The sequence below is a fragment of the Marinibaculum pumilum genome (assembly GCF_042646425.1).
GTDB lineage: Bacteria > Pseudomonadota > Alphaproteobacteria > Ferrovibrionales > Ferrovibrionaceae > Marinibaculum > Marinibaculum pumilum.
In genome coordinates this window covers 113,518-140,515 of record NZ_JBHRTR010000048.1, presented here as the reverse complement: position 1 = coordinate 140,515, position 26,998 = coordinate 113,518, and the positions used below count along the sequence as shown (strand labels likewise).

The following is a 26,998-nucleotide window of genomic DNA, read 5'->3' as shown; positions in this document are numbered from 1 at the left end:
CTGCGCCGGCAATCCGCGCCCGGGCGCAGGCCGAGGCGATGCCCCCTGGGGCCTTCTGGACCTGCACATGCCCCTGTGTGCAACCTATGGCCGTGGCAGAGGCGATGGAGGGAAGATGATCTGGGAAGGCAGGCTGCTGCACATCCACACCGCGGAAGAGGGCGGCGCCGCGATGGTCGCGCACGAGCGGATCCGCTGCATCGCCGGGGTCGGGCTGGAGGGCGACCGCTACGCCACCGGCCGCGGCTACTATTCCGCCCGCCCCGACATCCGGGAGGTCACCCTGATCGAGGCGGAGGTGCTGGACGCGCTGCGCCGCGACCATGGCATCGACCTCGCGGTCGAGGAGCATCGCCGCAACCTGACGACGGAAGGCGTGCCGCTGAACCACCTGGTCGGCCGCCGCTTCGCCGTCGGCGATGTAGTGCTGGAAGGCGGCCGCCTGAACGTGCCCTGCCAGTACCTCGCCGACCTGACAGGCAAGAAGGTGTTCAAGCCGCTGATCAACCGCTCCGGCCTGAACTGCCGGATCGTCGAGGGCGGCACGATCGCGGTGGGCGACACCATCCGACCGCTCTGAGCACGACGCTTCCGCCTTCCCCGCCGCCCACCGTCAGAACGGCGGTTGCGGGATCGCCTCCAGCAGCTGGCGGGTATAGGGATGCGAGGGCGCCGACAGCACCGTCTCGCAATCGCCCTGCTCCAGGATCAGGCCGGCCTGCATCACGATCACCCGGTCGCAGAGCAGGCGTACGACACTGAGGTCGTGGGAGACGAACAGGTAGCTCATGCCGAGCTTCGCCTTCAGGTCCACCAGCAGGTTCAGCACCACCGCCTGGACGGAGACGTCCAGCGCCGCGGTCGGCTCGTCCAGTACCAGCAGCGCCGGGTCGACGGCGATGGCGCGCGCGATGCCGACCCGCGCCTTCTGCCCGCCGGACAGCTGGTGCGGGAAGCGGTCCAGCAGGTGGCGCGGCAGGCCGACCAGGTCGGCCAGTTCCTCCACCCGCGCGGCGATGGCCGCACCCGACCGGTCGGCCGCCATCCGCATCAGCGGGTCGGCGATGGACCGGCGCGCGGTGAAACGCGGATTCAGGCAGTCGGTCGGATCCTGGAACACCATCTGCAGCCGCGACCGATGCGGCGACTTCGCGAAGTCGCGCGACGGGATCGCGCCGATATCGACCCCGTCGAAACGGATGGTCCCTTCGGTCGCATCCAGCAGCCGCATCACCATCGACGAGGTGGTGGACTTGCCGCAGCCGGACTCGCCCACCAGGCCGACGCTCTCCCCCCGGCCGACGGTGAAGGAGATCCCGGCCACCGCCTTGAACACCTTCGGCGCATCGGGTGCCGCCTTGCGGAACCAGCCGCCCGTCGCCGGTTTCATCGGATATTCCTTGACCAGGTTCTCCACCACCAGGATCGGCGCATCGGCGGCATCCGCCTGCACCGGTGCCGGTTCCGTCGTCCGGCTGCCCTCCGGCAGAAGGTCGCGGATCGTGCCCGACCCGTGCGGGGTCGCCCGGATCAGCTTGCGGGTATAGGGATGCTGCGGGTTGCGGAACAAGGCCTCGGCGGGCGCGGCCTCCACCACCTCGCCGTCCTTCATCACGATCAGATGGTCGCAATAGGCGGCGGCCAGGCCCAGGTCGTGGGTGATCAGGATGGTCGCCATGTTGCGTTCGCGGGTCAGGTCGGCCATCAGGTCCATCACCGCCTTCTGGGTGGTGACGTCCAGTCCGGTCGTCGGTTCGTCCGCGATCAGCAGCTGCGGCTTGCAGGCCAGGGCCAGCGCGATGACGATGCGCTGGCACATGCCGCCCGACAGTTCGAACGGATAGGCGTGGTAGCGTTCCTCCGGATTGTTGATCCGTACCTGTTTCAGGACCTCGATCGCCTTTGCCTTCGCGGTCTGGCGGGTCGCCTGCACATGGTGCAGCAGCACGTCCTCGATCTGGTGGCCGACCTTGCGGATCGGGTTCAGCGCCGCGCGCGGGTTCTGGAACACCATCGACATCTCGCGCCCGCGGATGTCGCGCATCTGCGCCTCGCTCGCCGCGCCGATGTCGATGCCGGAAAAGCTGATGCTGCCGCCAGCGATCATGCCGGCCTTGTCCAGGATCCGCATCAGGGTGAAGGAGGTTACCGACTTGCCGGAGCCGCTTTCGCCGACAATGCCCAGGGTCTTCCCCTTCGGCAGGGTGAAGGAGACGTCGCGCACCGCATGCACGGTGCCGTTGCGGGTGGCGAAGTCGACCGACAGGCTGCGGACGTCGACGAGGGCCGGATTGGGAAGCGGCGGCGTGAGTGCGTTCATGTCCCCCTCCCTCAGGTGCGCTGGCGCGGGTCGACGATATCGCGCAGACCGTCGCCCAGCATGTTGAAGGTGAAGACCGCCAGCATCAGCACCGCGCCGGGGAACAGCGCCAGCCACCATTCGCCGGAGACGATGAAGCGCGCGCCTTCCGCCACCATGATCCCCCATTCCGGGGTCGGCGGCCGCACGCCCAGGCCGATGAACGACAGGCCGGCGGCGTTCAGGATCGCCCAGCCCAGGTTCAGCGAGATCTGCACCATCATCGGCGGCAGGGCATTGGGGAAGATCTGCGTCGCCAGGATGCGCAGGTCGCCATTGCCCGACAGCTTCGCCGCCTGCACGAAGCCGGCATTGCGTCGGATGTTCACCTCCGCGCGGGAGACCCGGGCATAGAAGGGCAGGTTCACGATCGCCGTGGCGATGACGATGTTCTCCACCGAATTGCCCAGAGCGGCGACGATGCCCATCGCCAGCACGAACAGCGGGAAGGCCATGATCGTGTCGATGAAGCGGCCCGAGATCCGGTCCACCCAGCCGCCGTAGAAGCCCGACAGGGAGCCGATCACCGATCCCAGCAGGAAGGAGATCGCGACGGCGGAGAAGGCGATCGCCAGGTCCAGCCGGGTGGCGACCAGCACCCGGCTGAAGACGTCGCGGCCCAGATCGTCGGTGCCGAACCAGTGGGCGGCCGAGGGCGGCTGCAGGGCCGCGGCGGCATTGCTCTGCAGCGGGTCGTAGGGCGCGATCCAGGAGCCGAAGATCGCGGCGACCAGGATCAGCACGAACAGTACGAACGCGACCAGGGTCATCGGGTTCGAGCGCAGCACATAGCCGGCATGGCGCAGGATCGCCAGCCGGCCCCGTGGCGCCGCGGCGACCGGCGTCGCAACCGCCTCCGATCCTGGGGGCTCCGCGATGGCCGGCTCCGGCGGTTCCGGCGCGACGGCCGCTTCCGGGTCGAGCGAGGGTGCGGCGGATGTCCGGGTCATGGCCTGCCCTCCCTCAATTCTCGAAGCCGACCCGCGGGTCGATCAGCGTGTAGACGATGTCGATGACCAGGTTCAGCGCCACGAACAGAACCGCCATGGCCAGCACGAAGCCCTGCACCGCGGCATAGTCGGAGACGACCAGCGCCTCCACCGCGTAGGAACCGATGCCGGGCCAGGAGAAGACCTTCTCCACCAGCACGTTGGCGCCCAGGGTGAAGGAGAAGACCATGCCGAGGGTGGTGATCACCGGCAGCAGCGCGTTGCGGAAGGCATAGGTGAACAGCACCTTGCGCCAGGTCAGGCCGGCGGCGCGGGCGGTGCGGATGAAGTCGCTGGACAGGACCTGCAGCATCGCCGCCCGGGTCATGCGGGCGATCGGCGCCAGGGTGAAGAGCGCCAGGGTGACCGCCGGCAGGACCAGCTGGCCGAGCGCGGCCAAAGCCGTCTCGCCATCGCCGTCCAGGATGGCGTCGATCACGTAGAAGCCGGTGACATGCGCCGGCGAGATGTGGATGAAATCGAGCCGGCCGAGCGGCGCCGGCGCGACATCGGCCAGGTAGTAGAAGACATAGACCAGCACCAGGCCGGTGAAGAAGACCGGCAGCGAGACGCCGGCGGTGACCAGCACCCGGCAGAGATGGTCGATCCAGGTGCCCGGCCGGGTCGCCGCCAGGATGCCCAGCGGTACCGCGATGCCGATCGACAGCAGCAGCGCCATCAGGGTCAGTTCCAGCGAGGCCGGCAGCCGCGCCGCGATATCTGACATCACCGTCTGGCCGGTGGAGATGGAATTGCCCAGATTGCCGGTGACCAGGTCGCCGGCATAGGCCAGGAACTGCTCCGGCAGCGACCGGTCCAGGCCCAAAGCCGCGCGGATCTGGGCGATCGACTTCTCGTCCGCGGCGGGTCCGGCGAAATAGACCGCCGGGTCGCCGGGCAGGGCGCGGGTCAGGATGAAGGTCACGACGATGACGCCGACCAGGGTCGGGATGGCCTGGGCCAGGCGGCCCAGCACCAGGGTGAGCTTGGACTGCGCCATCGCCGCGCCTCCTGTTGCTGACGAACGCTCCCTCTACGAACGACAGGCGGCGGTCAGGCGCCCGCCTTCGACAGGCGGGAGCAGTCGATCTGGCGGTGGAACCAGTACTCGTAGCCCTCCACATCCTTGCCCATGGCCGAGGACAAGGCCGGCTGCCAGAGCGGGATGCGGGGCACGTCGGTGAAGGCGATCTCGATCAGCTCCTTGATCTTCGGGGCATAGGCCGGGTCGTCGACCGGCATGTGCAGGGTCTCTTCCACCAGCTTGTTCAGCTCCGGATTGTCGTAGTTGTAGGAGTTGAACAGGTGGCCCGGCATATAGGCCCAGAAGAAGTAGTAGTCGGGATAGTTCAGCCAGCCGCCGAAATCGTCGAGATGCATTTCCAGCCGCTTCTCGACCAGGGCCGCGGTGCGCCAGTTGGCGCCGGGGATCTTCTCGATCGGCGCGGTGACGCCGATCTTCGCCAGGTTCTCCTGGATCAGCAGCGCCGTCGGCTCCATCCAGGAAACCAGGTCCAGGCTGATATAGAACGGCACCGTGAAGCCGTCCTTGTAGCCGGCCTCCTCCAGCAGCGCCTTCGCCTTGTCCAGATCGGTGGCATAGGGGAAGGGCTGCGGCCAGGCGATGTCGGCCGGGGTGGCGGAGGCACCGCCCCACATCGGCACGCCGACGGAATAGGCCGCGGTCTTGAAAATCTCCTCATAGGGGATGGCATAGGCCATCGCCTGGCGTACACGCTTGTCCTGGAACGGCTCGAACTTCAGGTTGCAGCCGACGGAATAGACGCAGTTCTCGATCGGGGTGGAGACCACCTTCAGCTTGGCCCCTTCGGCCAGTTCCTTGGCGTCCTTCGCCGGCAGGTCGAAGGAGATGTCGACATCGCCCTTCTCGATCAGCGCCCGGCGGGTCGACTGGTTCGGGATCTCGCGGATGATCACCCGGGACACGCCGGGCAGCGGTCCGGAGGTCCACTTGTCGTTGCGGCCATAGACAAGCTGCTGGCCGGGGTCCCAGCGCTGCACCACGAAGGCGCCGGAGCCGGCCGTCGTGCGGTGCAGGTATTCCGTCGCCCAGGGATCGTCGGCGGTGGCATGCGCCTTCGCGACCTTGGAATTGATGATGAACGGCACCGGCACGGCAAGGTCCGGCAGGGTGAGCTTGGAGAACCTGATCAGGTTGATCCTGAAGGTCTTGTCGTCAACGACCTCGAACTGCTCCGGCTTCTCCAACAGGCCGGCCTTCATCTGCACCGTCGGGAAGCCGCCCAGGGTGACCGCCCGGTCCAGCGACCATTTCACGTCTTCCGCCGTCACCGGGCTGCCGTCGGCGAATACCGCGTCGCCGCGCAGCTTGAAGGTCAGGGTGTCGCCGTCGGAGGAGAATTCCCAGCTTTCCGCCAGGTCGGGCTCGATCTTCGTGGAATCGTAGCTCAGCGAACCGTCCGGCATGGTCTTGGTGCCGAAGCTGACCAGCCGGTCATAGGCGTTGATCGCGACCTGGTAGCTCGGCCGGTTGGTGCCCTTGCGGTGCAGGTCCAGCGAGTTGATCGTGGTGCCCAGAGCGACCACCGCCACCGACTGTGCGGCCTGCGCCGGCAGCACCCGGGCCAGCGGCACCAGGCCCGCACCGATGGTTGCAGCGCCCATCGAGGCGGCAGCGGTCGATTTCAGGAATTGCCGTCGGTCCATCTCTGTCCCCCTGCTTCGGCACGGTGGGCCAAGGCCGCACCAGATTGCATGCAAAATTGCATGCAACTTATCAGCAGGTTTCGTGCCAAGTTTTGAGGATCGGATAACCGATTGAATCAGAAGGCTTCGCCGAATGTCCAGTTGTTAGGCACTCTCTCAAACTGCCTTAAAGGAATCCTTATTGACTATTTTTTATGCGTTCCGACATCGATTCTGACAGGGAAAGTGTCACGATTGGCGGCGTCAGCAGATAACGCCGTCATTGCGACCCGGCCCTGAGATCAGGTCTTCACAAAATTCACATTTAAATTCAATACACTATGAAGTTTCGAATGAAATCGCCGATCCAGCGAAAAGTGCATAGTTTTTAGTCATTTATCAGGTTCGGCAATGCAGGTGGCGGCATGATGCCCGCCACCTGCATCCGAACGGCTTCAGCGACCGGCGCGGAACCGATCGGCAAGACGGCCGCCACCTGTCAGCAGCGCCGCCCCCAGGGCCGATTTCAGCAGCCCGCCGAGCAGGAACGGCAGGACGCCGAGCGTGACGGCCTTCTCCGGTCCGATCAGGACGGCCAGCCAGGCCGCGCCGGTGACAAGGCAGAGTGCGTTGCCGGCCAGCATCGCGGCAAAGGCCAGAACGGGGCGGCGCCCGCTCCAGCCCCGCTCCGCCAGCCAGCCGGTCAGGGCCGCCGCCAGGACGAAGCCGGCCAGATAGCCGCCGGTCGGCCCCGCGAAATGGGCCAGGCCGCCGGCACCGCCGGCCAGGACCGGCAGGCCGATCGCCGCCTGGGCGAGCCAGGCCAGCACGGTGATCGCACCCAGCCGCCAGCCATAGAGGGCACCGACCAGGGTCACCGCCAGGGTCTGCATGGTGACCGGCACCGGCACCATCGGCACCACCAGGTACGAGGAAAGGGTCAGCACCAGGGTGCCGGCCAGGACGGCGCCCAGCTGGACCGCGGGCGCGCGCCCTGACAGCCCGGACCGGACACTCGCATTGCCCGGCGTCCCCCCTGCGGCATGCGTCGCTGCTTCTGTCATATCAACCTCCTTATCGATGGAAGCACTGTTTTATAGATAATTTTTGCACATGACCTACTTTTTTGAAAATCGACCGGCCTCTCGAACCGGAGCGCTGGACCCCACGACAGTCCCTGCCTGGAGTTCTCGGACGTCCGGTCCGGCCAAGCGGAACAGCGGTGGTTGATGGAAGGACGGCGCGCCGGCGCGGCCTCAGGTGCCGCCGGCCGGCAGATCGCCGTCCTGACGCGGCGCCGCGGCCGCATCCCCGCCGGGCCCCCCGGCGGCCGAGCCGCCCTTTGGACCCGCCAGCGCGACCGGCTCGCGGTCCGCGCCGCGCGCGCTCCAGCGGACATGGCGGGCCAGGCGATCGGCCGCATCCTCGACCCGCCCGGCCCGCAGGTCGGCCAGGATCGCGCGATGGTCGCGGTCGGTGCGGCCTTCCCATTCCTCACGCCAGGCGGCGAAGACCAGGCGGGCGCTGGCATCCTGCAGGTCGGCGATGGCGCGCAGCAGGCGCGGCATCCGGCAGGCGCCCAGGATCAGTTCGTGAAAGCGCCGGTTCGCGGCTTCCCAGGCCTGCAGGTCGCTGGCCTTCTCGCCCGCCTCGATCGCCGCCTCGGCCCGGTCCAGGATCGCCGCGGTCAGGTGCGGCGCGGCATGGCGCAGGGCCAGCGCCTCCAGCGCGGCGCGCATCTCCGCCACCTCGCGCAGGCTGGCCGGGTCGATCGCGGCGACCCGCACGCCGCGCCGCGGGGTGCCCACCACCAGGCCCTGTGCCTCCAGCCGCCGGAACGCCTCGCGCACCGGCACATGGCTGGCGCCGAACTCGGCCGCGACATGGTCCTGGCGCAGCTTTTCCCCCGGCGCCAGCGCGCCGGCGATGATGCGCTCCGCCAGGGTGCGTGCGATCCGCACCGGAAGGGTATCCTGCTGCCTGCCTGCCATGCGGCATTGATAGGCCCCGCCGGCCGGCAGAGTCGAGCAAGCAGGGCCGGCAACGCCGTGCCGAACGACAATCCGGAAACCAGGGACTGCATGCCATGACCGGCCATGACCGCTTCTTCGTCATCACCGGCGGCCCGGGCGCCGGCAAGACCAGCCTGCTGCAGGCGCTGGCGGCGTCGGGGCATGCCTGCATGCCGGAGGCCGGCCGTGCCGTGATCCGCGACCAGCAGGCGATCGGCGGGCCGGCCCTGCCCTGGGCCGACCCGCCGGCCTTCGCCGCGCAGATGCTGGGATGGGAGCTGCGCTCCCACCGGCTGGCCGCCGACCTGCCGGGGCCGGTCTTCTTCGACCGCGGCCTGCCCGACCTGGTCGGCTACCTCGCCCTGGAGGGCTGCCCGGTGCCGCCGCATGTGGAGGCTGCGGCCCGCCTGTTCCGCTACAACCCGACCGTCTTCCTGGCGCCGCACTGGCCGCAGATCTATGTCCGCGATGCGGAACGGCGCCAGGATCCGGCCGAAGCGGAGGCAACGATGCGGATGATGGCGCGGACCTATCCGGCCTTCGGCTACCGCCTCGTCACCCTGCCCCGGACCGATATCGCCGCGCGGGCCCGCTTCGTCCTGGAGACGATCGCCGCGGACTGACGCCGCCGTCCGTCAGGCGGCGCGGGCCAGACCGTCCAGCTGCGCCCGGGCGCGGTCCAGGCCCTGCGCCTCCGCCTCCGGCCCCATCGCGACGCCTTCGACCCGGATCACCTCCACGTCGGTCATGCCCATGAAGCCCAGGGTGTCGCGCAGATAGGGAACCGCATGGTCCATCGCCGCGGCCGGTCCCTCCGAATAGATGCCGCCGGAAGCCAGGACCAGATAGACCTTGCGCCCCTTCGCCAGGCCTTCCGGCCCGGCCTCGGTGTAGCGGAAGGTCAGCCCGGCCCGGGCCACGTTGTCGATCCAGGCCTTCAGGGTGGAGGGCACGCCGAAATTGATCAGGCCGGCGGCGATCACCACCGTGTCGGCGGCCAGCAGTTCGGCGACCGCAGCGTCCGAGACGGCGACGGCCGCCGCCTGGCCAGCCGTGCGGTCCGCCGCAGGCGCGCGCGAACCGATGGCGAAGTCGGTGCCGATATGCGGCAGCGGGTCGGCCGCCAGGTCGCGCAGCGTGACCGTGCTGCCGGGCGCACCGGCCTGCAGGTCGCGGACAAGCTCGCCCGCGATGCGGCTGGAATGGGACGCGGCCCCGCGCGGGCTGGAGGTCACCAGGAGGATGGAGCGCATCTATTTGTCCTTTCGTCTCTGGCCGGGGCGCCGGCGGGCGCCGCTCCGGACTGCTGGGACTGAGATGGTCCTGGACTGTGATCGCGATAACCGCGAAAGTTTTGCTCCAATTCATCAAGTTTTTCGATAAGTCATGGATTCGAACCCGACCCTCGACCAGTTGCAGATCTTCCTGGCGGTGGTGGACGGCGGCAGCTTCTCCGCCGCCGCCCGGCGTTTGGGGCGCGCGCAGTCGGTGGTCAGCTACGGCATCGCCAACCTGGAGGCGCAGCTGGGCCTGACCCTGTTCGACCGGGAAGGCACCCGCCAGCCGCGCCTGACCGCCGCCGGCCAGGCGATGGTGCCGGATGCCCGCCGCATGGCGGCGGCGCTGCAGCTGCTGCGGGCGCGGGCGCATGGCCTGCGCGGCGGGCTGGAGGCGGAGGTGCGGCTGGCGGTCGACGTGCTGCTGCCGGCGGCGGTGATGACCGCGGTGCTGAAGGGGTTCCGCGATACTTATCCCACCGTCGGCCTGCAGCTGCATACCGGCGCGCTGGGCGCGGTGCAGGAGCTGCTGCAGACCCACCGCGCCGACCTGGGGATCGCGAGCGCCCCCACGGCGATCGAGGACACCCTGGCGATCCGTCAGCTGGGCGGCGCCACGATGATCCCGGTGGCCGCGCCGGAACACCCGCTGGCCGGCAGCGCAGCGCCGGTGCCCGCCAGCCTGGTGCGGGCGCATTTCCAGGTGGTCATCACCGACCAGACCGCGCATACGAAGGGCCGCGACATCCGGGTGGCGGCAGATGCCGTCTGGCGGGTGACGGATGCGGAGACCAAGCGCGCGCTGCTCTGCGCCGGGCTGGGCTGGGGCGGCCTGCCGGACTGGATGGTCGCGCCGGACCTGGCGGCCGGCCGGCTGGTCGTGCTGTCGCTGGAGCCCTATCCGCCAAGCCCCTATCGGCTGAGCGCGCTCTGGCCGGCCGCCACCCCGCCGGGCCCGGCCGTCTCCTGGCTGATCGACCGTTTCGAGGCCGAGCTGGCAACCGTCGCCACCTGAGGCAGATTCCGGGACACAGCTTCGTGTTGCGCCGCAATATTGCATTGCAGCATCGCTTTCGGCTAATAGAAGGCGCAATCGGTACCGTTGCCGCACGTGTCGGCAGGCCGGTGTCCCCTGTTTTCCCGAGCTGCCCGACCCGGAGACCCATGCTCACCCTTGCTGCCTATCGCGCGCAGTGGTTCGGCAATATCCGCGGCGACGTCCTGTCCGGCCTGGTCGTCGCGCTGGCGCTGATCCCCGAAGCCATCGCCTTTTCCATCATCGCCGGGGTGGACCCGAAGATCGGGCTCTATGCCTCCTTCTCCATCGCCGTGATCACCGCCTTCACCGGCGGCCGGCCGGGGATGATCTCCGCCGCCACGGCGGCGACGGCGGTGCTGATGGTCACCCTGGTGCGCGACCATGGCCTGCAATACCTGCTGGCCACCACGGTGCTGGCGGGGCTGATCCAGATCGCCGCCGGCCTGCTGCGCCTGGGCGCGGTGATGCGCTTCGTCTCCCGCTCCGTGCTGACCGGCTTCGTCAACGCGCTGGCGATCCTGATCTTCCTGGCGCAACTGCCGGAGCTGATCGACGTGCCCTGGCTGACCTATCCGATGGTCGCCGCCGGCCTGGCGATCATCTACCTGTTCCCCCACCTGACGAAGGCGATCCCCTCGCCACTGGTCTGCATCGTCGCGCTGACCGCCGCCGCCATGGCCTTCGGGCTGGACCTGCGCACCGTCGGCGATATGGGCGAGCTGCCGGCCACCCTGCCGGTGTTCCTGATCCCCGACATCCCGCTGACCCTGGAGACCCTGGGCATCATCCTGCCCTATGCCGCCGCGGTCGCCGCCGTCGGCCTGCTGGAAAGTCTGCTGACCGCCGCCATCGTCGACGAGCGCACCGACACCACCAGCGACAAGAACCAGGAATGCATCGGCCAGGGCCTGGCCAACACCGCCACCGGCTTCATCGGCGGCATGGCCGGCTGCGCGATGATCGGCCAGTCGATCATCAACGTGAAGTCGGGCGGCCGCGGCCGGCTCTCCACCTTCTGCGCCGGCGCCTTCCTGCTGTTCCTCATCCTGGTGCTGGCCGACTGGGTGCGGCAGATCCCGATGCCGGCCCTGGTGGCGGTGATGATCATGGTGTCGATCTCCACCTTCTCCTGGGCCTCGCTTAAGAACCTGGTGCACCACCCGCGCAGCTCCTCCTTCGTGATGCTGGCGACCGTGGCCGGGGTGCTGTCGACCCACAACCTGGCAATCGGCGTGCTGGTCGGCGTGCTGCTGTCGGGCATCTTCTTCGCCTGGAAGATCAGCCGCCTGTTCGAGGTCGGCTCGACCCTCAGCGAGGACGGCCGCCATCGCATCTACACCGTCGAGGGGCAGCTGTTCTTCGCCTCCGCGGACGCCTTCGCCGCCGCCTTCGACTGCCGCGAGAAGCTGGAGAAGGTCACCATCGACGTCAGCCGCGCCCACATCTGGGACATTTCCAGCGTCGCGGCGCTCGACACCATCATCCTGAAATTCCGCCGCCACGGCGTGCAGGTCGAGATCGCCGGCCTGAACCGCCACTCCGCCAGCATCGTGGAGCGCCTGGCGGTGCACGACCGGCCGGACGCGGCGGCGCAGATGGCGGGGCATTGAGGGGGTAAGGGACACAGCCGGAACGCCCAGGATGCCCGGCATCCCCCTTATCGCTTCGGTGCCAGGCGAACCGCATCGACACGACACGCGCCGTCGTTCTCGGGCGCGACCCGAGGACCGATCAGCGAGCGGCAGCGTGCCCCGTATGAGCGACTTCGCAGCCCTGCCACGATCCTCGGGTCAGGCCCGAGGACGACGGGGGCTGTGGCGGTGCGGCGAGGCCAGGCCTTGTCGACAGCAACCGGCGCAGCAGTGCGTACCGATCGGCCACTAGACATCCTTCCGGACCGTCCCCTGCTGCTCCATGCGGAACAGGATCGCCTCGATCGGGTCGGGCGGGTCCATCGGCTCGTGCTCTGCCTCCCAGGCATCGATCAAGGTGGCCAGGATGCCGAGCCGGTCGCCTTCCGGCGTTCCGCTGCAGGCGCCCCATAGGCGCGCCACTTCCTCCAGCGCGGCCTCATGGTCCGCTTCGGTAGTGCCGGCCCGCGGGAAGATGGCGCCCGAGAGCCGGCCGTCCCTCACCCGAACCGCACCCCGTACTGGTCGCAGATCGCGCCGACCTCCTGCGGCGCCAGCGCCGTGCCGCTGGCGCGGGAGGCGCGGTCGAAATGGCGGAACATTTCCAGCGCTTGGCGGCCGGGATTGCAGATCACCAGGAAGCGCGCCGTCTCCGGCCCGTCGTTGCGGAAGCCGTGGAAGGAGCCGCGCGGGAACTGCGCGCAGGCGCCGGGGCCGATCCGGGTTTCGCCCTCGCGGCCCTCCAGGGTGAGTTCGCCGGCCAGCATGTAGAACATCTCGTCGTCATGGTCGTGGATATGGGCCGGGGTGCCGGCGCCCGGCGGCAGCTCGTGCTCCGCCAGGAACAGCGGCAGGTGACTGCCGTCGCATTTCACCATCATCGGCAGGCCCAGCACGTCGATCGCCTCGCCTTCGTCGGCGGCCACCACATGGATCTTCACGGTCTCGAGCATTTTCATCTCCCGTCTCGCTCGGTTGCGGTGGCCGGACCCTAGGCGCGGCCGCGGCGCCTGAAGAGACGGGGGATCTGGACAGATCGTTCGGGCCTGCGAACAATCCCGCGCCATGGATCCCTTCGCCGGCATCGAGGCCTTTGCCAAGGTCGTGGAATGCGGCAGCTTCACCGCCGCGGCGGCGCAGCTGCAGACGGCGAAATCGTCGGTCAGCGAGGCGGTGCGCGGGCTGGAGGAACGGCTCGGCGTGCGGCTGCTGGACCGCACCACGCGAAAGGTCCGCGCCACCGAGGCAGGGCTGGCCTTCTATGCCCGCTGCCGCCGCCTGCTGGACGATGCGGAAGCCGCCCGCGCCGCCGCCCAGGCCGAACATGGCGCGGTGCAAGGCCGGCTGCGCATCGCCCTGCCGGAAGCCTTCGCCAGCCGCATCGTGGTGCCGGGGCTGTACGGCTTCCTGAACGCCCATCCCGGGCTGGAGATCGACCTGGTGGAATCGCATGCGATCTCCCGCCTGGTGGAGGAGGGCATCGACCTCGCCATCCGCATCGTCGCAGTCCCGGAGGAGAACCTGGTGGTGCGCCGGATCGGCACCTCGCAGATCGTCGTCGTGGCCGCACCGGGCTACCTGGCTCGCGCCGGTGCGCCGGCGACACCGGCCGACCTGGCGCAGCATGCCTGTGTCGGCTTCACGCCGCTGGACTGGCGCGACACCTGGCGGGTCGGCGGACGGACAGTGCGCGTGGCGCCGCGGCTGCTGACCAACGCCTCGGAGACATTGCGCGCCGCCGCGCTGGCCGGTCACGGCCTGGTCGCCCTGCCGCGCTGGATGGTGGACGACGCGCTGGCCGGCGGCGCGCTGGTCGAGGTGCTGCCGGGGCTCGAGACGCCGGCCAGCGGCATCTATGCGGTCTATCCAACCAACCGCCTGCTCACGCCGAAGGTGCGCGCCTTCGTCGACCATCTGGCGGCAGAACTGGCGCGGCGCGGCTTCGCCGGCCCGCACGCGCCGGCGGCGCTGCCGGCATGAGCGCCGGCCGGCCGCTGCTGGTCGCTTTCGCCGGCCTGCCGGGCAGCGGCAAGACGACCCTGGCCCGCGCCCTGGCGCAGGCCCGCGGCGCCGCCTGGCTGCGCATCGACGCGATCGAGCAGGCGCTGCGGGAGAGCGGGCAGCTGGCGGGCGACGATGTCGGGCCGGCCGGCTACATGGCGGCCTACGCCCTGGCAGAGGGCAACCTGGCGCTGGGCATCGAGGTGGTCGCGGACTCGGTGAACCCGCTGCCTGTGACCCGGTCGGCCTGGCGGGAGGTCGCCGTGCGCGCCGGCGCGCGCCTGTTGGAGGTGGAGGTCCGCTGCAGCGATCCGGCGGAGCATCGCCGCAGGGTGGAGAGCCGGATCCCGGACCTGCCCGGCCTGGTGCCGCCCGACTGGCAGGCGGTGCTGGACCGCGACTATGCGCCGTGGCCGCCGGATGCGCCGCCGCTGGTGGTGGAGACGGCGCGACGCAGCATCGCGGACTGCCTGGCCGAGCTGCAGGCCGCCCTCGCCGCCGCCTGACCTTTTCACCGGCACCGCCATATCCGATGTCGGCTGGCGGCGCCTGCCTGCGTCGTTTCCATAGGGCCCGCCCCGCACGAAAGGAGACCCCATGCTCTATGCCATCCTCTGCTACGATTCCGAAGATGCCGTCGGCGCCTGGACGCCGGAGGAGGAGGCCAGGGTGATGGGCCGCCTGCAGGCGGTGGAGGCGGGACTGGCGGCGAAGGGCCAGCTCGGCCCCGTCGCGCGCCTGCTGCCCACCACCGCCGCCACCACGGTGCGCAAGGGCAAGGAGCCGCTGGTGCTGGACGGCCCCTTCGCGGAGACGAAGGAGCAGCTGCTGGGCTTCTTCATCCTCGACCTGCCCGACCTCGATGCGGCGCTGGCGGCGGCGAAGGACCTGGCCCTGGCCAATAGCGGCGGCAGCGGCGGCTACGAGGTGCGGCCGCTGCTGACCTTCAAGCCGAACGGACTGGAGCCGGAGGTCCAGGTGGCGACCGGCTTCCACGCACCCGCCGGCAAGCGGACGGACTGATTGCTTTGAACGACCTGACCTGGCTCGACACGGCGCTGACCGGCGCGCGGCCGCGGGCGGTCGGCGCCCTGCTGCGCTATTTCGGCAATCTGGAGATTGCGGAGGAGGCGTTCCAGGACGCCTGCCTGCGCGCCCTGCGCAACTGGCCGCAGAACGGCCCGCCGCGCGATCCCGCCGCCTGGCTGATCCTGGTCGGCCGCAACGCCGGCATCGACCGCACGCGGCGCCGCGCACGGGAGGCACCGCTGCCGGAGGAAGAGGCGGCGATCTCGGACCTGGAGGATGCGGAGGCGGCGATGGCGGAGCGGCTGGACGGCGCGGACTATCGCGACGACGTGCTGCGGCTGCTGTTCACCTGCTGCCACCCCGACCTGCCCGCCACGCAGCAGATCGCCCTGGCCCTGCGCATCGTCTCCGGCCTGACGGTACCGCAGATCGCCCGCGCCTTCCTGGTCGGCGAGGCGGCGATGGAACAGCGCATCACCCGCGCCAAGGCCCGCATCGGCCAGGCCGGCCTGCCCTTTGCCGCGCCCGGCGCGGCGGACCGTGCCGAACGCCTGGGCGTGGTGGCGGCGATGCTCTACCTGGTCTTCAACGAGGGCTATTCGGCCGGCGCCGCGACGGCTGCCGAACGCGCCCCGCTCTGCGGCGAGGCGATCCGGCTCGCCCGCCTGCTGCTGCGCCTGTTCCCGGCGGAACCGGAGATCATGGGCCTGGCCGCGCTGATGCTGCTGCAGCATGCCCGCCGCGCCGCCCGCTTCGACACCGCCGGCGAGGCGGTGCTGCTGGAGGAGCAGGATCGCGGGCTATGGGACCGCGGCATGATCGCCGAAGGGCTGGCGCTGATCGACAAGGCGATGCGCCACCGCAGCCCCGGCGCCTATCAGGTGCAGGCGGCGATTGCCGCGCTGCATGCCCGCGCCGCCACGGCGGCGGACACCGACTGGGCCGGCATCGACCGGCTCTATGCCACCCTGGAACGGCTGCAGCCCTCCCCCGTCGTCACCCTGAACCGGGCGGTGGCGGTGGCGAAGCTGCAGGGAGCGGCGGCGGCGCTGGACATGATCGCGCCGCTGGCCGCCCGGCTGGACGGCTATTTCCCCTATCACGGCGCACGCGGCGCCTTCCTGCTTGAACTCGGCCGCGTGAGCGAGGCGCGGGGCGCCTTCGACCGCGCGATCGCGCTCGCCGCCACCCCGGCGGAGGCGGCGCATATCCGCCGGCATCTGGACCGCCTGGCAGCGGAAAGCGCCCGGCCAGGCGCCTGAGCGGAAAAACGTCCAATACCGCAGGCCGCCGCCGCCCTACCCTCCGCCCATCGACCCACCCGACAGGAGGACAGACCGATGACCGGCCCGCAGACCCCCACGATCATTCCCGCGATCCGCTATGCCCGCACCAACGAGGCGGCGAGCTTCCTGGAAAAGGCCTTCGGCTTCGCCCCCCATGCCAGCTATCCGGGCGAGGATGGCGGCATCGGCCATGCCGAGATGACCATCGGCAACGGCATGGTGATGTTCGGTAGCGGCACCGGGAAGGCCGACAATCCCTGGGCGCAGGTGCCGATGGGGATCTACGTGATCGTCGCGGATGCCGACGCCCACTACGCCCGCGCGAAGGCGGCCGGTGCGGAGATCGTCATGGAACTGTACGACACCCCCTACGGCTCCCGCGAATATTCCGCCCGCGATCCCGAGGGCAATCTGTGGAGCTTCGGGACCTATGACCCCTGGGCGGCGAAGGCGGAGGGGTGAGGATCGGCGCTGTATCGTCGCGGCCTTCGGGTCAGGCCCGAAGGCGACGGAAAGGCCGGTGGCGCGGCGCTGCTTGCCTCGCGGCAACTCAACATATCCGTCGTCCTCGGGCTTGACCCGAGGACCGTGACGGGACTGTGCCGCATCGCCGTCTGCCTATACCTGAAGCCTCTCCCAAAGATCGCCCCAGCCGGGATTTTCGGCTTCGATCAACGCGATCTTCCAGGCGCGGCGCCAGCGCTTCAGGTTCTTCTCCCGCTGGATCGCGCGTACGATGTCTTCATGGCGTTCGACATAGACCAGCCGGCGGGTGCCGTAGTAATGCGCGAAGCCGCTGCCGCGGCCTTCGCGATGGGCGAGCACGCGGGCAGCGAGGTCCGCGGTCACGCCGATGTACAGGGTGCCCTGCGGACGGCTCGCGAGGATGTAGACCCAACCACCCTTCATGGTTGAAGGTTAGGGGCCTTACAGGGAGGCGGCAAGGTACCATCGCGGCCCTCGGGTCGAGCCCGAGGGCGACGGGGAGGCTGCTGGCACCGCGCCTGTCAGCCCTGCAATCCGCACCAGCTTCGCCGTCGTCCTCGGGCTCGACCCGAGGATCGTGGCAGGACGGCAAAGCCCCCCTACCCCTCCGCTTTCAGTGCGCGGCGGAGGATCTTGCCGGCGGGCGAGCGGGGGAGTTCGCTGCGGACCTCCAGCTGCTTCGGCATCTCCATCGGCGACAGGCTGTCCTTCAGGAAGGCCTGCAGGTCCTCCAGGGCGAGCGTCTTGCCCTCGGCCAGGACGACGACCGCCTTCACCGTCTCGCCGCGATACTCGTCGGGGGCGCCGACCACGGCCGCCTCGACGATGTCGGGATGGCGGTACAGCGCCTCCTCCACCAGGGCGGGATAGATGTTGTAGCCAGAGGCGATGATGATGTCCTTCAGCCGGTCGACCACCCAGATGAAGCCCTCGGCGTCGATCACGCCGATATCGCCGGTGCGCAGGAAGCCCTGTCCCAGCGCGTGCGCGCTCTCCTCCGGCCGGCCGAAATAGCCGCGGGTGACCTGGGGGCCGGAGATGCAGATCTCGCCGCGGCTGCCGCGCGGCACGATGCGGCCCGGATCGGCGATGTCGCGGATCTCCACCTTCGTTTCCGGCAGCGGCCGGCCGGTGCCGCCCTCCGGCGCCTTCTCGCCCTCCAGCGCCAGGACCGCGCCGGGCGCCGTTTCCGACAGGCCGTAGGCGGTGAGCAGCGGCGCGCCGGTCACCCCCTCGAACTCCGCGATCACCGAGGCCGGGATCGCCGCGCCGCCGGTCATGCAGTATTTCAGCGCCGACCAGTCGGCGCCCTGCGCGGCGGGCAGGCGGGCGATCGCCATGAACATCGGCGGCACGCCGGAGAGGAAGCTGATCCGCTGCGCCACCATCAGCCGCACCGCCTCCTCCGGCACGAAGCGGGCGACGGGATGCAGGGTCGCGGCCAGCTTCACCCCGAGGCAGAGGATGATGCTGGAGCCGATGATATGGCTGAACGGCGGCAGCGCCAGGAAGTCCTCGCAGCCGAAGCCGAAGCGGGGCAGCCGGGCGCCGAGCTGCTGGTTGTTGATCGAGATGTTGCGGTGGGTCAGTTCCGCCGCCTTCGGCACCCCGGTGGTGCCGCCGGTGAACTGCAGCAGCGCCAGGTCGTCGACGGTCAGCGGCTCCGACGCGGGGGCCGGGCCGGCCATGTGCGCCGCCAGCCCGCCGGTTCCGGCCGCGCCGGGCAGCAGCTCCGCGCCCGACGGGGTGGCGGCCAGCACCGCGGCACCCTCCGGCGCCACGGCGCGCGCCTTGGCCAGCAGCTCCGGCTCGTCCAGGGTCAGCAGCACCTTCGGCGTGACTTCCGCCAGCTGGCGCTGCAAGAGCGGCTGGCCATAGAGCGGGTTCAACCCCGACATCGCCGCCCCGCGCCGCCAGGCCGCATGCAGCGCGACCAGGAACAGCGGATGGTTCGGCATCAGGGTGGCGATCCGGTCGCCGGGCCCGACCCCCAGGGCGGCCAGACCGCCGGCCAGCCGGCCGGCGGCATCGTGCAGGGCGGCATAGCTGAAATCCGCCCCCGCCATGCGGAATGCCGCGCGGTCGGGACAGAGCTGCGCCGCCTGCTCCAGATCCGCCGTCAGGATGTGCGGCGCGAAGTCCCGCGCCTCCCCCTCCACGACGCTTTGATCGGCGGATGCCGAAGGCTCCGCGGCCATGTTCCCCTCCCTGCTGCCTGTTGTTCTGGTTCGTAACGGCAGGGCGAGCATAACCGAATTCGGCGCCTGTCAGGCGCGGTAGTGCTGCTCCATGCCGCGCGCCTCCGCCACCGCGCCGATCCGCCGCAGGGCATGCACATAGGCGGCCTGCCGCAGGTCGATCTCCATTTCCGCGGCCAGCTCCTGCACGGCCCGTGCCTCGCGGCACATCGTGGCGTCCAGCTGCTCGCGCACCCGGTCCAGCGGCCAGCGCTCGCCGCCCAGGTTCTGCACCCATTCCAGGTGCGAGACCACGACCCCGCCCGCATTGGCCAGGATGTCCGGCACCACGATCACCCCGGTGTCATGCAGGTCCGCATCCGCCGCCGGATCCACCGGCCCGTTCGCCACTTCCAGGATCGCCCGGGCCTGGATATCCGCGGCATTGTCGCAGGTGATCTGCCCGCCTGTCGCCGCCGGCACCAGCAGGTCGCAGTCGCAGGTCAGCAGCCCGGCATTGTCGATGTCCCGGGCGGTACCGAAGGTGGGCGCCCCGGCGACGGCACCGGTGCGCGCCTTGTGGGCCCTCACCTCGTCGGGATCGATGCCGTCCGGGTCGTAGAGTCCTCCGCCGCTGTCGGAGACGGCAACGATGCGATGACCCTGGTCGCGCAGTGCGGCGGCCAGATGGTAGGCGGCATTGCCGAAACCCTGTACCGCGACGCGCGCCCCTTCCGGCGGCACGCCGATGTCCTTCGCCAGGGCCGCCAGGACCTGCGCCGCGCCGCGGCCGGTCGCCTCGATCCGGCCGGCGGAGCCGCCCACCGCCTCCGGCTTGCCGGTGATCGCGGCCGGGACATGCTCGCCGTTCAGGATCCGCAGTTCGTCGGACATCCAGGCGATCACCCGGCCGTTGGTGTACATGTCGGGCGCCGGGATATCGCGGCGGTCGCCCAGGGTATGGGCGAAGGCCCGCACATAGGCCCGCGACAGGCGTTCCAGCTCCATCGTCGACAGATCCGACACGTCGACCGCAACGCCGCCCTTGGCGCCGCCGAACGGCAGGTCGACCACGGCGCATTTCAGGGTCATCCAGAAGGCCAGGGTCGCGACCTCGTCCTGGCTGACCTCCGGATGGAAGCGGATGCCGCCCTTGCCGGGCCCGCGGGTGTCGTTGTAGCGGCAGCGCCAGGCGCGGAAGATCTGCAGCCGGCCGTCGTCCCGGCGCACCGGCAGGCTGGCCATGGTGACCTCCGCCGGGCTGTGCAGGCGCAGCAGCACCTCTTCGGGAATGTTGCAATGTCCGGCGGCCCGATTCATCCGCTCCAGGGCTGCCTCAAGCATCTCGGCCACATCTTCCTCCCGCGTGACAGGCACTTGGGCTGGAGAACGATCGCCGGGCGAAGCGGTTCCGGCCGCACCTGCCCCGGCACATGACCGTGATTCGGATCAGTCCCGGATCTGGATCAGTCGAGGGTCTGGATCACCTCGAAGCCCTCGAAACGCGGATGGCCGAGATAGAGGGATTTCGCGCTGCCGGCATTGGCATGCGCCTGCCGGAAGGCATCGGAACGGGTCCAGGCCTCGAACGCCTCGCGGCTGTCCCAGACCACATGGGAGGAATAGAGCGTATGGTCCTGCTCCCGCGGGCCGCGCAGCAGCTGGAACGCGCGGAAGCCCGGCACCGCCTTCAGGTGGGAATCCCGTTCCCGCCACATGCGCTCGAACTCTTCCTCGTTGCCCAGTGCCACCTGGAACCGGTTCATCGCGATGAACATGCAGCCCTCCTTCCGCAATGCAGGCGGGCGGCGCCGAAAGCCGGGCCGCCCCGTCAGGAGATGGTGAAGCGGACGGGCACGACAACCTCGAAGCCGCCGTTGAACAGCTCCAGCGGCACCGGCGGCAGCGGCGCCGCCCGCTCGATCATCGCCTCCGCCGCCTGGTCCAGCAGGTGGAAGCCGGAGGACCGCTCGACCCGGTAGCGCAGCAGCTGGCCGTCGCGATCGATGGCGAAATACAGCATCACCACCCCTTCCTGGCGCCGCATCCGCGCGGTGCGCGGATATTCGCGGTGCTTGGCCAGCCAGGCATGCAGCAGCGCGATGTAGTTCTGGGTCCTGGCCTGGCCCTCCGGGGAGCCCTGGACCGATGTCCGGGCGGCATTGCCGCCGGCGGCCGAGGGGTTGGCGGAAGGCGGCCGAGGGGCCGCCTGGGCGGTTGCGCCCGGCGCGCCGGCGCCCTGCCGGGGCGCCGCCTCCGCCTGCTGTGGTTGCGGCTTCGGGGGCTGCGGCTTTGGGGGCTGCGGCTTCGGCGGCCGGGGCTCGGCCTTGGCTACCTGCTTCGCCGGTTGCGGCGGCTTCGGCGGCGTCCGCTGCACCAGTTCCTTCGGACGCTGCCGCGGTGTCGGCACCGCCTCCTCCTGCGGCTCCGGCACCTCGACCGCCTTCGGCTGCGGCGGCTTCGGGGTCACCGGCTTCAGGCTCTCCGTCGGCACGGCGGCGGTCTGCACCGGCTTCACCGGTTCCACAGGCTTCGGCCGGCTCTCGTCCAGCATCTCCAGCCGCGGTGCCTCGGCCACCTCGCGCTGCTCCGGCTCGGCGGGCTTTGCCGCCTCCACCGGCGCGATCCGGTCGGGCGGGGTCTCGGCGACCTCCTCCGGCACGGCGTCGCGGACCTCTTCCGGCCTGGCCTCCGTCACCTGTTCCGGCGGGGTCTCGGTCTCCACCTCCGTCGGCTCGGTCTCCTGCACCTCCTCTTCCGGCGGCGGCGCCTCCACCGACGGGGTGTCGGGCGAGGCCGCGGCGACGGAGGCCGGTGCGGCCGCGGCAACCGCCGAAGGGTCCGCCGCGCTCGGTGCGGCCTCCGCACTGGCCAGCCCGGCAAAGCTCAGCGTGAAGCCGTCGCCGGCCTGCGGCGCCGTCGGTTCCGGCGCGGAGGGCAGGAAGAACAGGATTCCCAGCCCGTGCAAGGCCAGCGCGGCGAGGATCACGGCGCTCCAGCGCAGCATCCCCTTCATCACGATCGTCCCGCCGTCATCAGGGTGATCTTCTCGACGCCGGCGGCGCGCAGTTCCTCGATCAGGCCGACGATCCGGGCCGCTTCCACCCCGGCATCGGCGCGCAGCCGCACCGCCTCGGGGAAACCGCCCGGCGCCGGCCCGGCGCCCGGCGCGCCGTCCTGCGGCTGCGCCTGCCCGAGGCTGGGACCGCCGCCCGTCGTCGCGGCCTGGCGCGCCTTGGCCAGCGCCGCCAGGACATGTTCGACCACCGCCTCCATCGTCACCGTCTGGCCCGCCACGGCGGCGCGGCCGTCGGCGGCCAGCAGCACCAGCAGTTCCTCGCGGCTGACCTGCGCCTCGGCATCGGAGGCCGGCGGCTCCACCTCGAACGGCGCCTGCTCGGCCAGCTGGCCGGCGATCATGAAGAAGATCAGCAGCAGGAAGACGACGTTGATCAGCGGCAGGATCCCGGCATCGCTGTCCAGGGCACGGCCGCCGCCGGCCTTTCGGACCAGGCGGCTCATTGTTGCCCGCCCTGCCGGGGCTGGCCCGCCGGCAGGCCGCCGCGCCGCGCCAGCGCCAGGTCGGTGATCCCGGCCGCCGCCAGCATGTCCATCACCGCGACCATGCGCTGAAGCGGCACGCCCTCCATCGGCCGCACGATGACCTTGCGGCCAATGGAGGATGTACCGGCGCCCGGCGCCCCGCCGCCCGATGCGGCCGCCTGCTGCATCGCGGCCAGACGCGCCGGCAGTTCCGCGTCGGCCAGTGGCCGTCCCGACAGGCGCAGGCCCTCCGGCTGGACGTCCAGCATCAGCGCGCCGGCATAGGGCTGCTCCGGCCGGCTTGCCGCCGCACTGCCGGCGGGCTCGCCGTCGCGGGGCGACGGGTCCAGCGCCAGCGGGATCGCGTTCCAGTCCGTGAAAGTCGAGGCCAGCATGTAGAAGACCAGCAGGATGAAGACGACATCGATCAGCGGCGTCAGGCTGATCAGGGCGCGCCGGCGGCCGCGCGGGGCGGTCAGGCCGGACCGGCGCGGCCGGACCGCTGCCGCACCGCCTGCCGCCAACCCACCCGCCGGTGTCCCGTTTCCCGACACGATGCCCGCACCGCTAGCCGGCGCGGGCCACGGCGTAGCGCCGTCCGACATGCGCTTCCTCGTTCGCGGGCTCCAGCTCGGCCACCGCACGGGCGGCGAAGATCTGCGTGATATAGCTCTCCAGGTCGTGCGCCAGGCTGTCGAGGGTGCGTTCGAACCAGGTCACCAGGGCCACCGCCGGCATCGCCACTGCCAGGCCGACCGCGGTGGTCAGCAGCGCGGTCCAGATGCCGCCCGCCAGGATGTCGGGGCTCACACGGGCGCCGGCGCCCTGCATGTCCTGGAAGGCGGCGATCATCCCCAGCACGGTGCCGAACAGGCCCAGCAACGGTGCCAGGGCGGCGATCGCCTCGAGAAAGCGCAGGTTGCCGCGCAGCCCTTCCAGCCGGTCGCTGGCGAACTGCTCGATCTCCTCCCGCAGCGCGGGAAGCGGACCGTGCGCCGCGGTGGCGCGCAGGCTGGCGCGGACGACCTGCACCGGCAGGCCGCCGCGGCCACGCAGCAGGTCGGCCGCCGTCTCGTCGTCGCCGGCGCGGAAGGCGGCGACGGCACGGGCGGCGCGCCCGCGGCGCCAGACCCCGCCGCGCAGGAACTGGACGATCTTCATGATCGTCACGGCCAGCGCCAGGACCGACATGGCCGCCAGGATCCAGACCACCGGCCCGCCCAGCCCGGCCCATTCGGCGATCTGGGCGATCGGCCCTTCGCCCGGCGTCATATCGCCGGCCATCATGGTGCCGGCCATATTGCCGTCGGGGGCAGCGCCGGCCAGAGAACCGTCCGCCAGAGAACCGTCCGCCGGGGTGCCGCCGATCTGGGCTCCATCGGCGGGGGCCGCACCAACCGCCGTTCCGTCCGCGGGTGCCGTCCCGTTCGCATCCGCGGCTACGCCCTGGCCATTGCCAGGCAGCTCCACCGCCACTTGCTCCTCGTCCACGCCTTTCCTCCGGCCGATACGCGCCGGCGCCATTCATAGGCTTTCCCGTGGATCTATGCAATTGACAGGCGTTTGCATTCGCAACATGCAGCGCGCCGGGGGGTATTGCGTGCGGCGCATGGCAAGCGCCCGGAATTCCCGAGGGGGTCAGCCGTCGCGGCGGACGCGCAGCGGCGTGCGGCCGAGCCGCGTCGACATGGCCGATGTCAGGTGCTGCTGGGAGGAGAAGCCGCAGGCGAAGGCGATATCGGCGATCGGATCGTCGGTGCTGCGCAGCAGGTGGCAGGCGCGGGCCAGCCGGCGTTCCACCACGTACTTGTAGGGGCTCATGCCGGTGCGGGCCTTCATGCCGTCGAACACCACCCGCAGCGGCAGGCCGGCGGCGGCGGCGATCCCCTCGCAGGAGATCTCGTTCGCCAGTTCCGCGTCGATATGGTCGCAGATCAGCCGAAAGGCGGCATCCGACAGCCCGCCGCCCGGCCGCTCCGACGGCCGGCTCTCCAGGCTGCGCAGGGTATGCAGGTAGGTCAGGGTGGCGAGCGACTGCAGTTCCAGCCGGTCCAGCCGATCGCTGCCGCGCATCCGCTCCCGCACATAGCGGGCCAGGTGCCGGATCTCCACCCGCCGCAGATTGTTGCGGGTGCCCTCCCGCCGCAGGGCGGAGAGGCGATGGTCGTCGGCGACCTCCTGGAATTCGGGCGAAAAGCCAAAGGCGATGAAGCCGTGGCGCACCCGCTGCGCATCGACCCGCACATTGCCGCCGCCGGGATGGAAGGCCGCCGTCTCCCCTCGGAAGACCATCTCGCATTCCCGGTCGTCGTCGAAGCGGGTACGGCCGGCGATGTCGCCCAGCAGCAGGCAGATCACGTCGAAGTCGGTGGCGAAGTCCAGGGAATAGGGGGTCGGCCCGGCAATGCAGTAGCTGATCCCGCCGGTCGTCGACCGTGCGGGGAACTGCTCCAACCCCTGGAAGCGTGCGCCGGTGATCACGCTGCCAGGAACGGATTCCAACGCGGTCCGGCTCAGCGCCACCAGCGTCACCCCCCAGCTCTGCCGTCCAGGAAGCGGGACCCGGCCAACGGGCCGTTGCGCGCTCCTCCTGGCGGTCGCGCCCTTCTGCTGCCGCTGCCGGCGGGATCGCCGGCCTGGCACGGGCTTGCTCCAAGTCTAACCGCAACTCCATGCCAGCGACAATCTGTCCCGCCGGAGGGGCGGCGGCAGGAATCTGTAAAAGCCGGCTTCTGAAAGACGGGGCACCCGTCGACGCGCAGGCTTCCTCCAACTGGGCACGGGACGGGCGGCACAACGCCCGCAGCAATGGTGCCGCAGAACGGAGAGGAGGATGCCCATGCCGACCATCGCCCGCGGCTCGCCCGAGCCCGTCAATTCGGACCGGTTCGACGCCGAGTATGACGTCATCACCGTCGGCGGCGGCGCCGCCGGCCTCGCCTCGGCTTTGTTCTCCCGCTGGCACGGCAATTCCGTGGTGCTGCTGGAAAAAGCCGACGAGCTGGGCGGCACCACGAAGAAGGCGGCCTTCTGGTACTGGGTGCCGAACAACAAGGCGATGCAGGCCGCCGGGATGGAAGACCGCAAGGAGGACTGCATCCGCTACATGGCCCGGCTGTCGCGGCCGGAAAGCTATGCCCCCGACGATGCGCGGTTCGGCCTGAGCGACTGGGAATACGCGGTCTGCGAAGCGATCTACGACAATGCCTCGCCGGCCACCGAGCTCTTGTCGGAGAAGGGCGCCCTGGAATACCGCCACTGCGAGGCGGTGCCCGACTACTGGGCGGAGATCCCGGAGGACAAATGCCCGACCGGCCGCGTGCTGGTGCCGAAGGGCGCGCGCGACACGATGTCCGACGGCGGTGCGGTGGCAGTGCGCACGATGTCGGAGGCCTGCGCCCGCGACGGGGTGGAGATCCGCACCGGCCATCGGGTGCAGCGCCTGGTCCGCAACGACCAGGGCCGGGTGACCGGGGTGGAGGTCGACACCGCCGCCAACGGCCCGCTGCGCCTGAAAGCGCGGAAGGCGGTGATCTTCGGCTCCGGCGGCTTCACCCACGATACCGACCTGCGCCGCAACTTCCTGGCCCAGCCGGTGCTGGGCGGCTGCGCGGCGGTCACAAACGAGGGCGACTTCGTGCGCATCGGCGCCGCCGCCGGCGCCGAACTGCGCAACATGAACTATCCCTGGATGTGCCCGATCGTCCTGGAAAAGGCACTGAACGGGGATCCGGGCCTGATCGGCACCTTCTCGCCATCGGGCGATTCCATGATCTATGTCGACCGCACCGGCCGCCGGGTCACCAACGAGAAGCTGGCCTATAACGAGTCCGCCCAGGCCTTCTTCAAATGGGACCCGACAAAGGCGGAATATCCGAACCTGGTGCTGATCGCGGTCTGGGACCAGCGCAGCCAGGAGCATTCCGCGGGCGACGAATATGGCCGCTTCATCGTGCCGCCCGGCTGCGACGATGCCCATGTCATCAAGGGCGAGACCCTGGAGGCGCTGGCCGAAGGCATCCGGGCCCGCTTCGCGAAATACGCGACCGCCATCGGCAATCTGAAGGTCGCCGAGGATTTCGCCGCCACCCTGAAGGCTACGATCGAGCGCTTCAACACTTTCGCGAAGGCCGGACGGGACGAGGATTTCCAGCGCGGCGAGCGGCAGGTGGAACTGCTGTTCAACGGCCCGGCCTGCGCCGATCCGGCAGGCCCCAACCCCACCATGTATCCGATCAGCAACAGCGGCCCCTACTACGCCGCCCTGCTGACCGGCGGCAACCTGGACACCAAGGGCGGGCCGATGGCGAACCCCGACGGCCGCATCCTGGACCGCGCCGGTAACGTCATCCCGGGCCTGTACGGCGTCGGCAACTGCGTCGCCTCGGCGTCGGCCCGCGCCTACTGGGCCGGCGGCGCGACCCTGGGTCCCTATCTCGCCCTCGCCTATTGCGCGGCCAATGCCGCCAATCGCGAACCCGCGAACTGACCCCCGGCACAGA

General features: G+C 70.3%; 28 protein-coding genes. 10 read left to right on the top strand and 18 right to left on the bottom strand.

All coding sequences use genetic code 11. The annotated features are described in order from the left end of the window. The first annotated feature begins 115 nt into the window (after positions 1–115). The gene (locus ACFOGJ_RS25680) at positions 116–580 is read left to right on the top strand and encodes an MOSC domain-containing protein (protein ID WP_379906046.1); all 465 of its coding nucleotides are present in this window, start codon (positions 116–118) and stop codon (positions 578–580) included. A 33-nt stretch (positions 581–613) separates the two neighbouring features. Here ACFOGJ_RS25680 and ACFOGJ_RS25675 read toward each other — a convergent pair whose 3' ends face one another. The 6 genes from ACFOGJ_RS25675 to ACFOGJ_RS25650 all read right to left on the bottom strand — a co-directional run bounded on the left by ACFOGJ_RS25675 (position 614) and on the right by ACFOGJ_RS25650 (position 7,976). Next, complete coding sequence (locus tag ACFOGJ_RS25675; RefSeq protein ID WP_379906044.1) at positions 614–2,320, bottom strand: dipeptide ABC transporter ATP-binding protein; 1,707 nt, start codon at positions 2,318–2,320, stop codon at positions 614–616. Positions 2,321–2,331: 11 nt separating this feature from the next. Then, positions 2,332–3,309 (bottom strand): ABC transporter permease, encoded by a 978-nt coding sequence (locus ACFOGJ_RS25670; protein ID WP_379906042.1) that lies wholly within the window; start codon positions 3,307–3,309, stop codon positions 2,332–2,334. A 13-nt stretch (positions 3,310–3,322) separates the two neighbouring features. Next, complete coding sequence (locus ACFOGJ_RS25665; RefSeq protein ID WP_379906040.1) at positions 3,323–4,348, bottom strand: ABC transporter permease; 1,026 nt, start codon at positions 4,346–4,348, stop codon at positions 3,323–3,325. A gap of 53 nt (positions 4,349–4,401) precedes the next feature. Continuing rightward, positions 4,402–6,036, bottom strand: coding sequence for an ABC transporter substrate-binding protein (locus ACFOGJ_RS25660; RefSeq protein ID WP_379906038.1), 1,635 nt, complete (start codon positions 6,034–6,036; stop codon positions 4,402–4,404). A gap of 434 nt (positions 6,037–6,470) precedes the next feature. Further along, the gene (locus ACFOGJ_RS25655; RefSeq protein WP_379906036.1) at positions 6,471–7,079 is read right to left on the bottom strand and encodes a biotin transporter BioY; all 609 of its coding nucleotides are present in this window, start codon (positions 7,077–7,079) and stop codon (positions 6,471–6,473) included. A 192-nt stretch (positions 7,080–7,271) separates the two neighbouring features. Continuing rightward, on the bottom strand, positions 7,272–7,976 hold the full coding sequence (locus ACFOGJ_RS25650; RefSeq protein ID WP_379906034.1) for a GntR family transcriptional regulator: 705 nt from the start codon (positions 7,974–7,976) through the stop codon (positions 7,272–7,274). 125 nt (positions 7,977–8,101) lie between these two features. Here ACFOGJ_RS25650 and ACFOGJ_RS25645 point away from each other — a divergent pair, with 125 nt between their 5' ends. Then, a complete protein-coding gene (locus ACFOGJ_RS25645; RefSeq protein ID WP_379906031.1) occupies positions 8,102–8,650 on the top strand; it encodes an AAA family ATPase in 549 nt (182 codons plus the stop codon). A 12-nt stretch (positions 8,651–8,662) separates the two neighbouring features. On the opposite strand, the gene ACFOGJ_RS25640 is transcribed toward ACFOGJ_RS25645, so the two are convergent. Next, on the bottom strand, positions 8,663–9,280 hold the full coding sequence (locus ACFOGJ_RS25640; RefSeq protein WP_379906030.1) for an FMN-dependent NADH-azoreductase: 618 nt from the start codon (positions 9,278–9,280) through the stop codon (positions 8,663–8,665). A 133-nt stretch (positions 9,281–9,413) separates the two neighbouring features. Between ACFOGJ_RS25640 and ACFOGJ_RS25635 the strand changes: the two genes are divergently transcribed. Together ACFOGJ_RS25635 and ACFOGJ_RS25630 are read left to right on the top strand one after the other, a co-directional pair. Beyond that, positions 9,414–10,319: a LysR family transcriptional regulator gene (locus ACFOGJ_RS25635; RefSeq protein ID WP_379906028.1), complete on the top strand. Its 906-nt coding sequence runs from the start codon at positions 9,414–9,416 to the stop codon at positions 10,317–10,319. 149 nt (positions 10,320–10,468) lie between these two features. Continuing rightward, positions 10,469–11,953, top strand: a complete 1,485-nt coding sequence (locus ACFOGJ_RS25630; RefSeq protein ID WP_379906026.1) for a SulP family inorganic anion transporter — start codon at positions 10,469–10,471, stop codon at positions 11,951–11,953. Between the two features lie 270 nt (positions 11,954–12,223). Here the strand turns inward: ACFOGJ_RS25630 and ACFOGJ_RS25625 are convergent, their stop codons facing one another. Continuing rightward, on the bottom strand, positions 12,224–12,478 hold the full coding sequence (locus ACFOGJ_RS25625) for a helix-turn-helix domain-containing protein (protein WP_379906024.1): 255 nt from the start codon (positions 12,476–12,478) through the stop codon (positions 12,224–12,226). After that, positions 12,475–12,927, bottom strand: a complete 453-nt coding sequence (locus ACFOGJ_RS25620; protein WP_379906022.1) for a cupin domain-containing protein — start codon at positions 12,925–12,927, stop codon at positions 12,475–12,477. The genes ACFOGJ_RS25625 and ACFOGJ_RS25620 overlap by 4 nt, the downstream gene beginning before the upstream one ends. Positions 12,928–13,039: 112 nt before the next feature. Between ACFOGJ_RS25620 and ACFOGJ_RS25615 the strand changes: the two genes are divergently transcribed. The 5 genes from ACFOGJ_RS25615 (at position 13,040) to ACFOGJ_RS25595 (ending at position 16,752) form a co-directional block, all read left to right on the top strand. Continuing rightward, positions 13,040–13,954, top strand: coding sequence for a LysR family transcriptional regulator (locus tag ACFOGJ_RS25615; RefSeq protein ID WP_379906020.1), 915 nt, complete (start codon positions 13,040–13,042; stop codon positions 13,952–13,954). Beyond that, positions 13,951–14,481, top strand: coding sequence for an AAA family ATPase (locus tag ACFOGJ_RS25610; RefSeq protein WP_379906018.1), 531 nt, complete (start codon positions 13,951–13,953; stop codon positions 14,479–14,481). The genes ACFOGJ_RS25615 and ACFOGJ_RS25610 overlap by 4 nt, the downstream gene beginning before the upstream one ends. Before the next feature lie 91 nt (positions 14,482–14,572). After that, positions 14,573–14,998 carry a YciI family protein gene (locus ACFOGJ_RS25605; protein ID WP_379906016.1) on the top strand — a complete coding sequence of 142 codons (426 nt, stop codon included), beginning with the start codon at positions 14,573–14,575 and terminating at the stop codon, positions 14,996–14,998. Positions 14,999–15,003: 5 nt separating this feature from the next. Next, positions 15,004–16,266: an RNA polymerase sigma factor gene (locus tag ACFOGJ_RS25600; protein WP_379906014.1), complete on the top strand. Its 1,263-nt coding sequence runs from the start codon at positions 15,004–15,006 to the stop codon at positions 16,264–16,266. Between the two features lie 78 nt (positions 16,267–16,344). Beyond that, entirely contained in the window at positions 16,345–16,752 is a 408-nt protein-coding gene (locus ACFOGJ_RS25595) for a VOC family protein (RefSeq protein ID WP_379906012.1), read from the top strand. A 156-nt stretch (positions 16,753–16,908) separates the two neighbouring features. Here the strand turns inward: ACFOGJ_RS25595 and ACFOGJ_RS25590 are convergent, their stop codons facing one another. The 9 genes from ACFOGJ_RS25590 to ACFOGJ_RS25550 form a co-directional block, all read right to left on the bottom strand. Beyond that, positions 16,909–17,199 carry a GIY-YIG nuclease family protein gene (locus ACFOGJ_RS25590; protein ID WP_379906010.1) on the bottom strand — a complete coding sequence of 97 codons (291 nt, stop codon included), beginning with the start codon at positions 17,197–17,199 and terminating at the stop codon, positions 16,909–16,911. 176 nt (positions 17,200–17,375) lie between these two features. Continuing rightward, positions 17,376–18,974 carry an AMP-binding protein gene (locus ACFOGJ_RS25585; protein WP_379906008.1) on the bottom strand — a complete coding sequence of 533 codons (1,599 nt, stop codon included), beginning with the start codon at positions 18,972–18,974 and terminating at the stop codon, positions 17,376–17,378. Between the two features lie 69 nt (positions 18,975–19,043). Beyond that, on the bottom strand, positions 19,044–20,297 hold the full coding sequence (locus ACFOGJ_RS25580; RefSeq protein ID WP_379906006.1) for a Glu/Leu/Phe/Val family dehydrogenase: 1,254 nt from the start codon (positions 20,295–20,297) through the stop codon (positions 19,044–19,046). A 122-nt stretch (positions 20,298–20,419) separates the two neighbouring features. Next, positions 20,420–20,731: an antibiotic biosynthesis monooxygenase family protein gene (locus tag ACFOGJ_RS25575; protein WP_379906004.1), complete on the bottom strand. Its 312-nt coding sequence runs from the start codon at positions 20,729–20,731 to the stop codon at positions 20,420–20,422. Positions 20,732–20,784: 53 nt separating this feature from the next. Next, positions 20,785–21,969: an energy transducer TonB gene (locus tag ACFOGJ_RS25570; protein ID WP_379906002.1), complete on the bottom strand. Its 1,185-nt coding sequence runs from the start codon at positions 21,967–21,969 to the stop codon at positions 20,785–20,787. Further along, the gene (locus ACFOGJ_RS25565; protein WP_379906000.1) at positions 21,969–22,475 is read right to left on the bottom strand and encodes an ExbD/TolR family protein; all 507 of its coding nucleotides are present in this window, start codon (positions 22,473–22,475) and stop codon (positions 21,969–21,971) included. Before ACFOGJ_RS25565 ends, ACFOGJ_RS25570 begins: the two co-directional genes overlap by 1 nt. Then, entirely contained in the window at positions 22,472–23,020 is a 549-nt protein-coding gene (locus tag ACFOGJ_RS25560; protein WP_379905998.1) for an ExbD/TolR family protein, read from the bottom strand. The genes ACFOGJ_RS25565 and ACFOGJ_RS25560 overlap by 4 nt, the downstream gene beginning before the upstream one ends. Before the next feature lie 43 nt (positions 23,021–23,063). Then, the gene (locus ACFOGJ_RS25555) at positions 23,064–23,987 is read right to left on the bottom strand and encodes a MotA/TolQ/ExbB proton channel family protein (protein WP_379905996.1); all 924 of its coding nucleotides are present in this window, start codon (positions 23,985–23,987) and stop codon (positions 23,064–23,066) included. 147 nt (positions 23,988–24,134) lie between these two features. Next, positions 24,135–25,028, bottom strand: coding sequence for a helix-turn-helix domain-containing protein (locus tag ACFOGJ_RS25550; RefSeq protein WP_379905994.1), 894 nt, complete (start codon positions 25,026–25,028; stop codon positions 24,135–24,137). 307 nt (positions 25,029–25,335) lie between these two features. Between ACFOGJ_RS25550 and ACFOGJ_RS25545 the strand changes: the two genes are divergently transcribed. Continuing rightward, on the top strand, positions 25,336–26,985 hold the full coding sequence (locus tag ACFOGJ_RS25545) for an FAD-dependent oxidoreductase (RefSeq protein ID WP_379905992.1): 1,650 nt from the start codon (positions 25,336–25,338) through the stop codon (positions 26,983–26,985). Positions 26,986–26,998 lie beyond the last annotated feature (13 nt).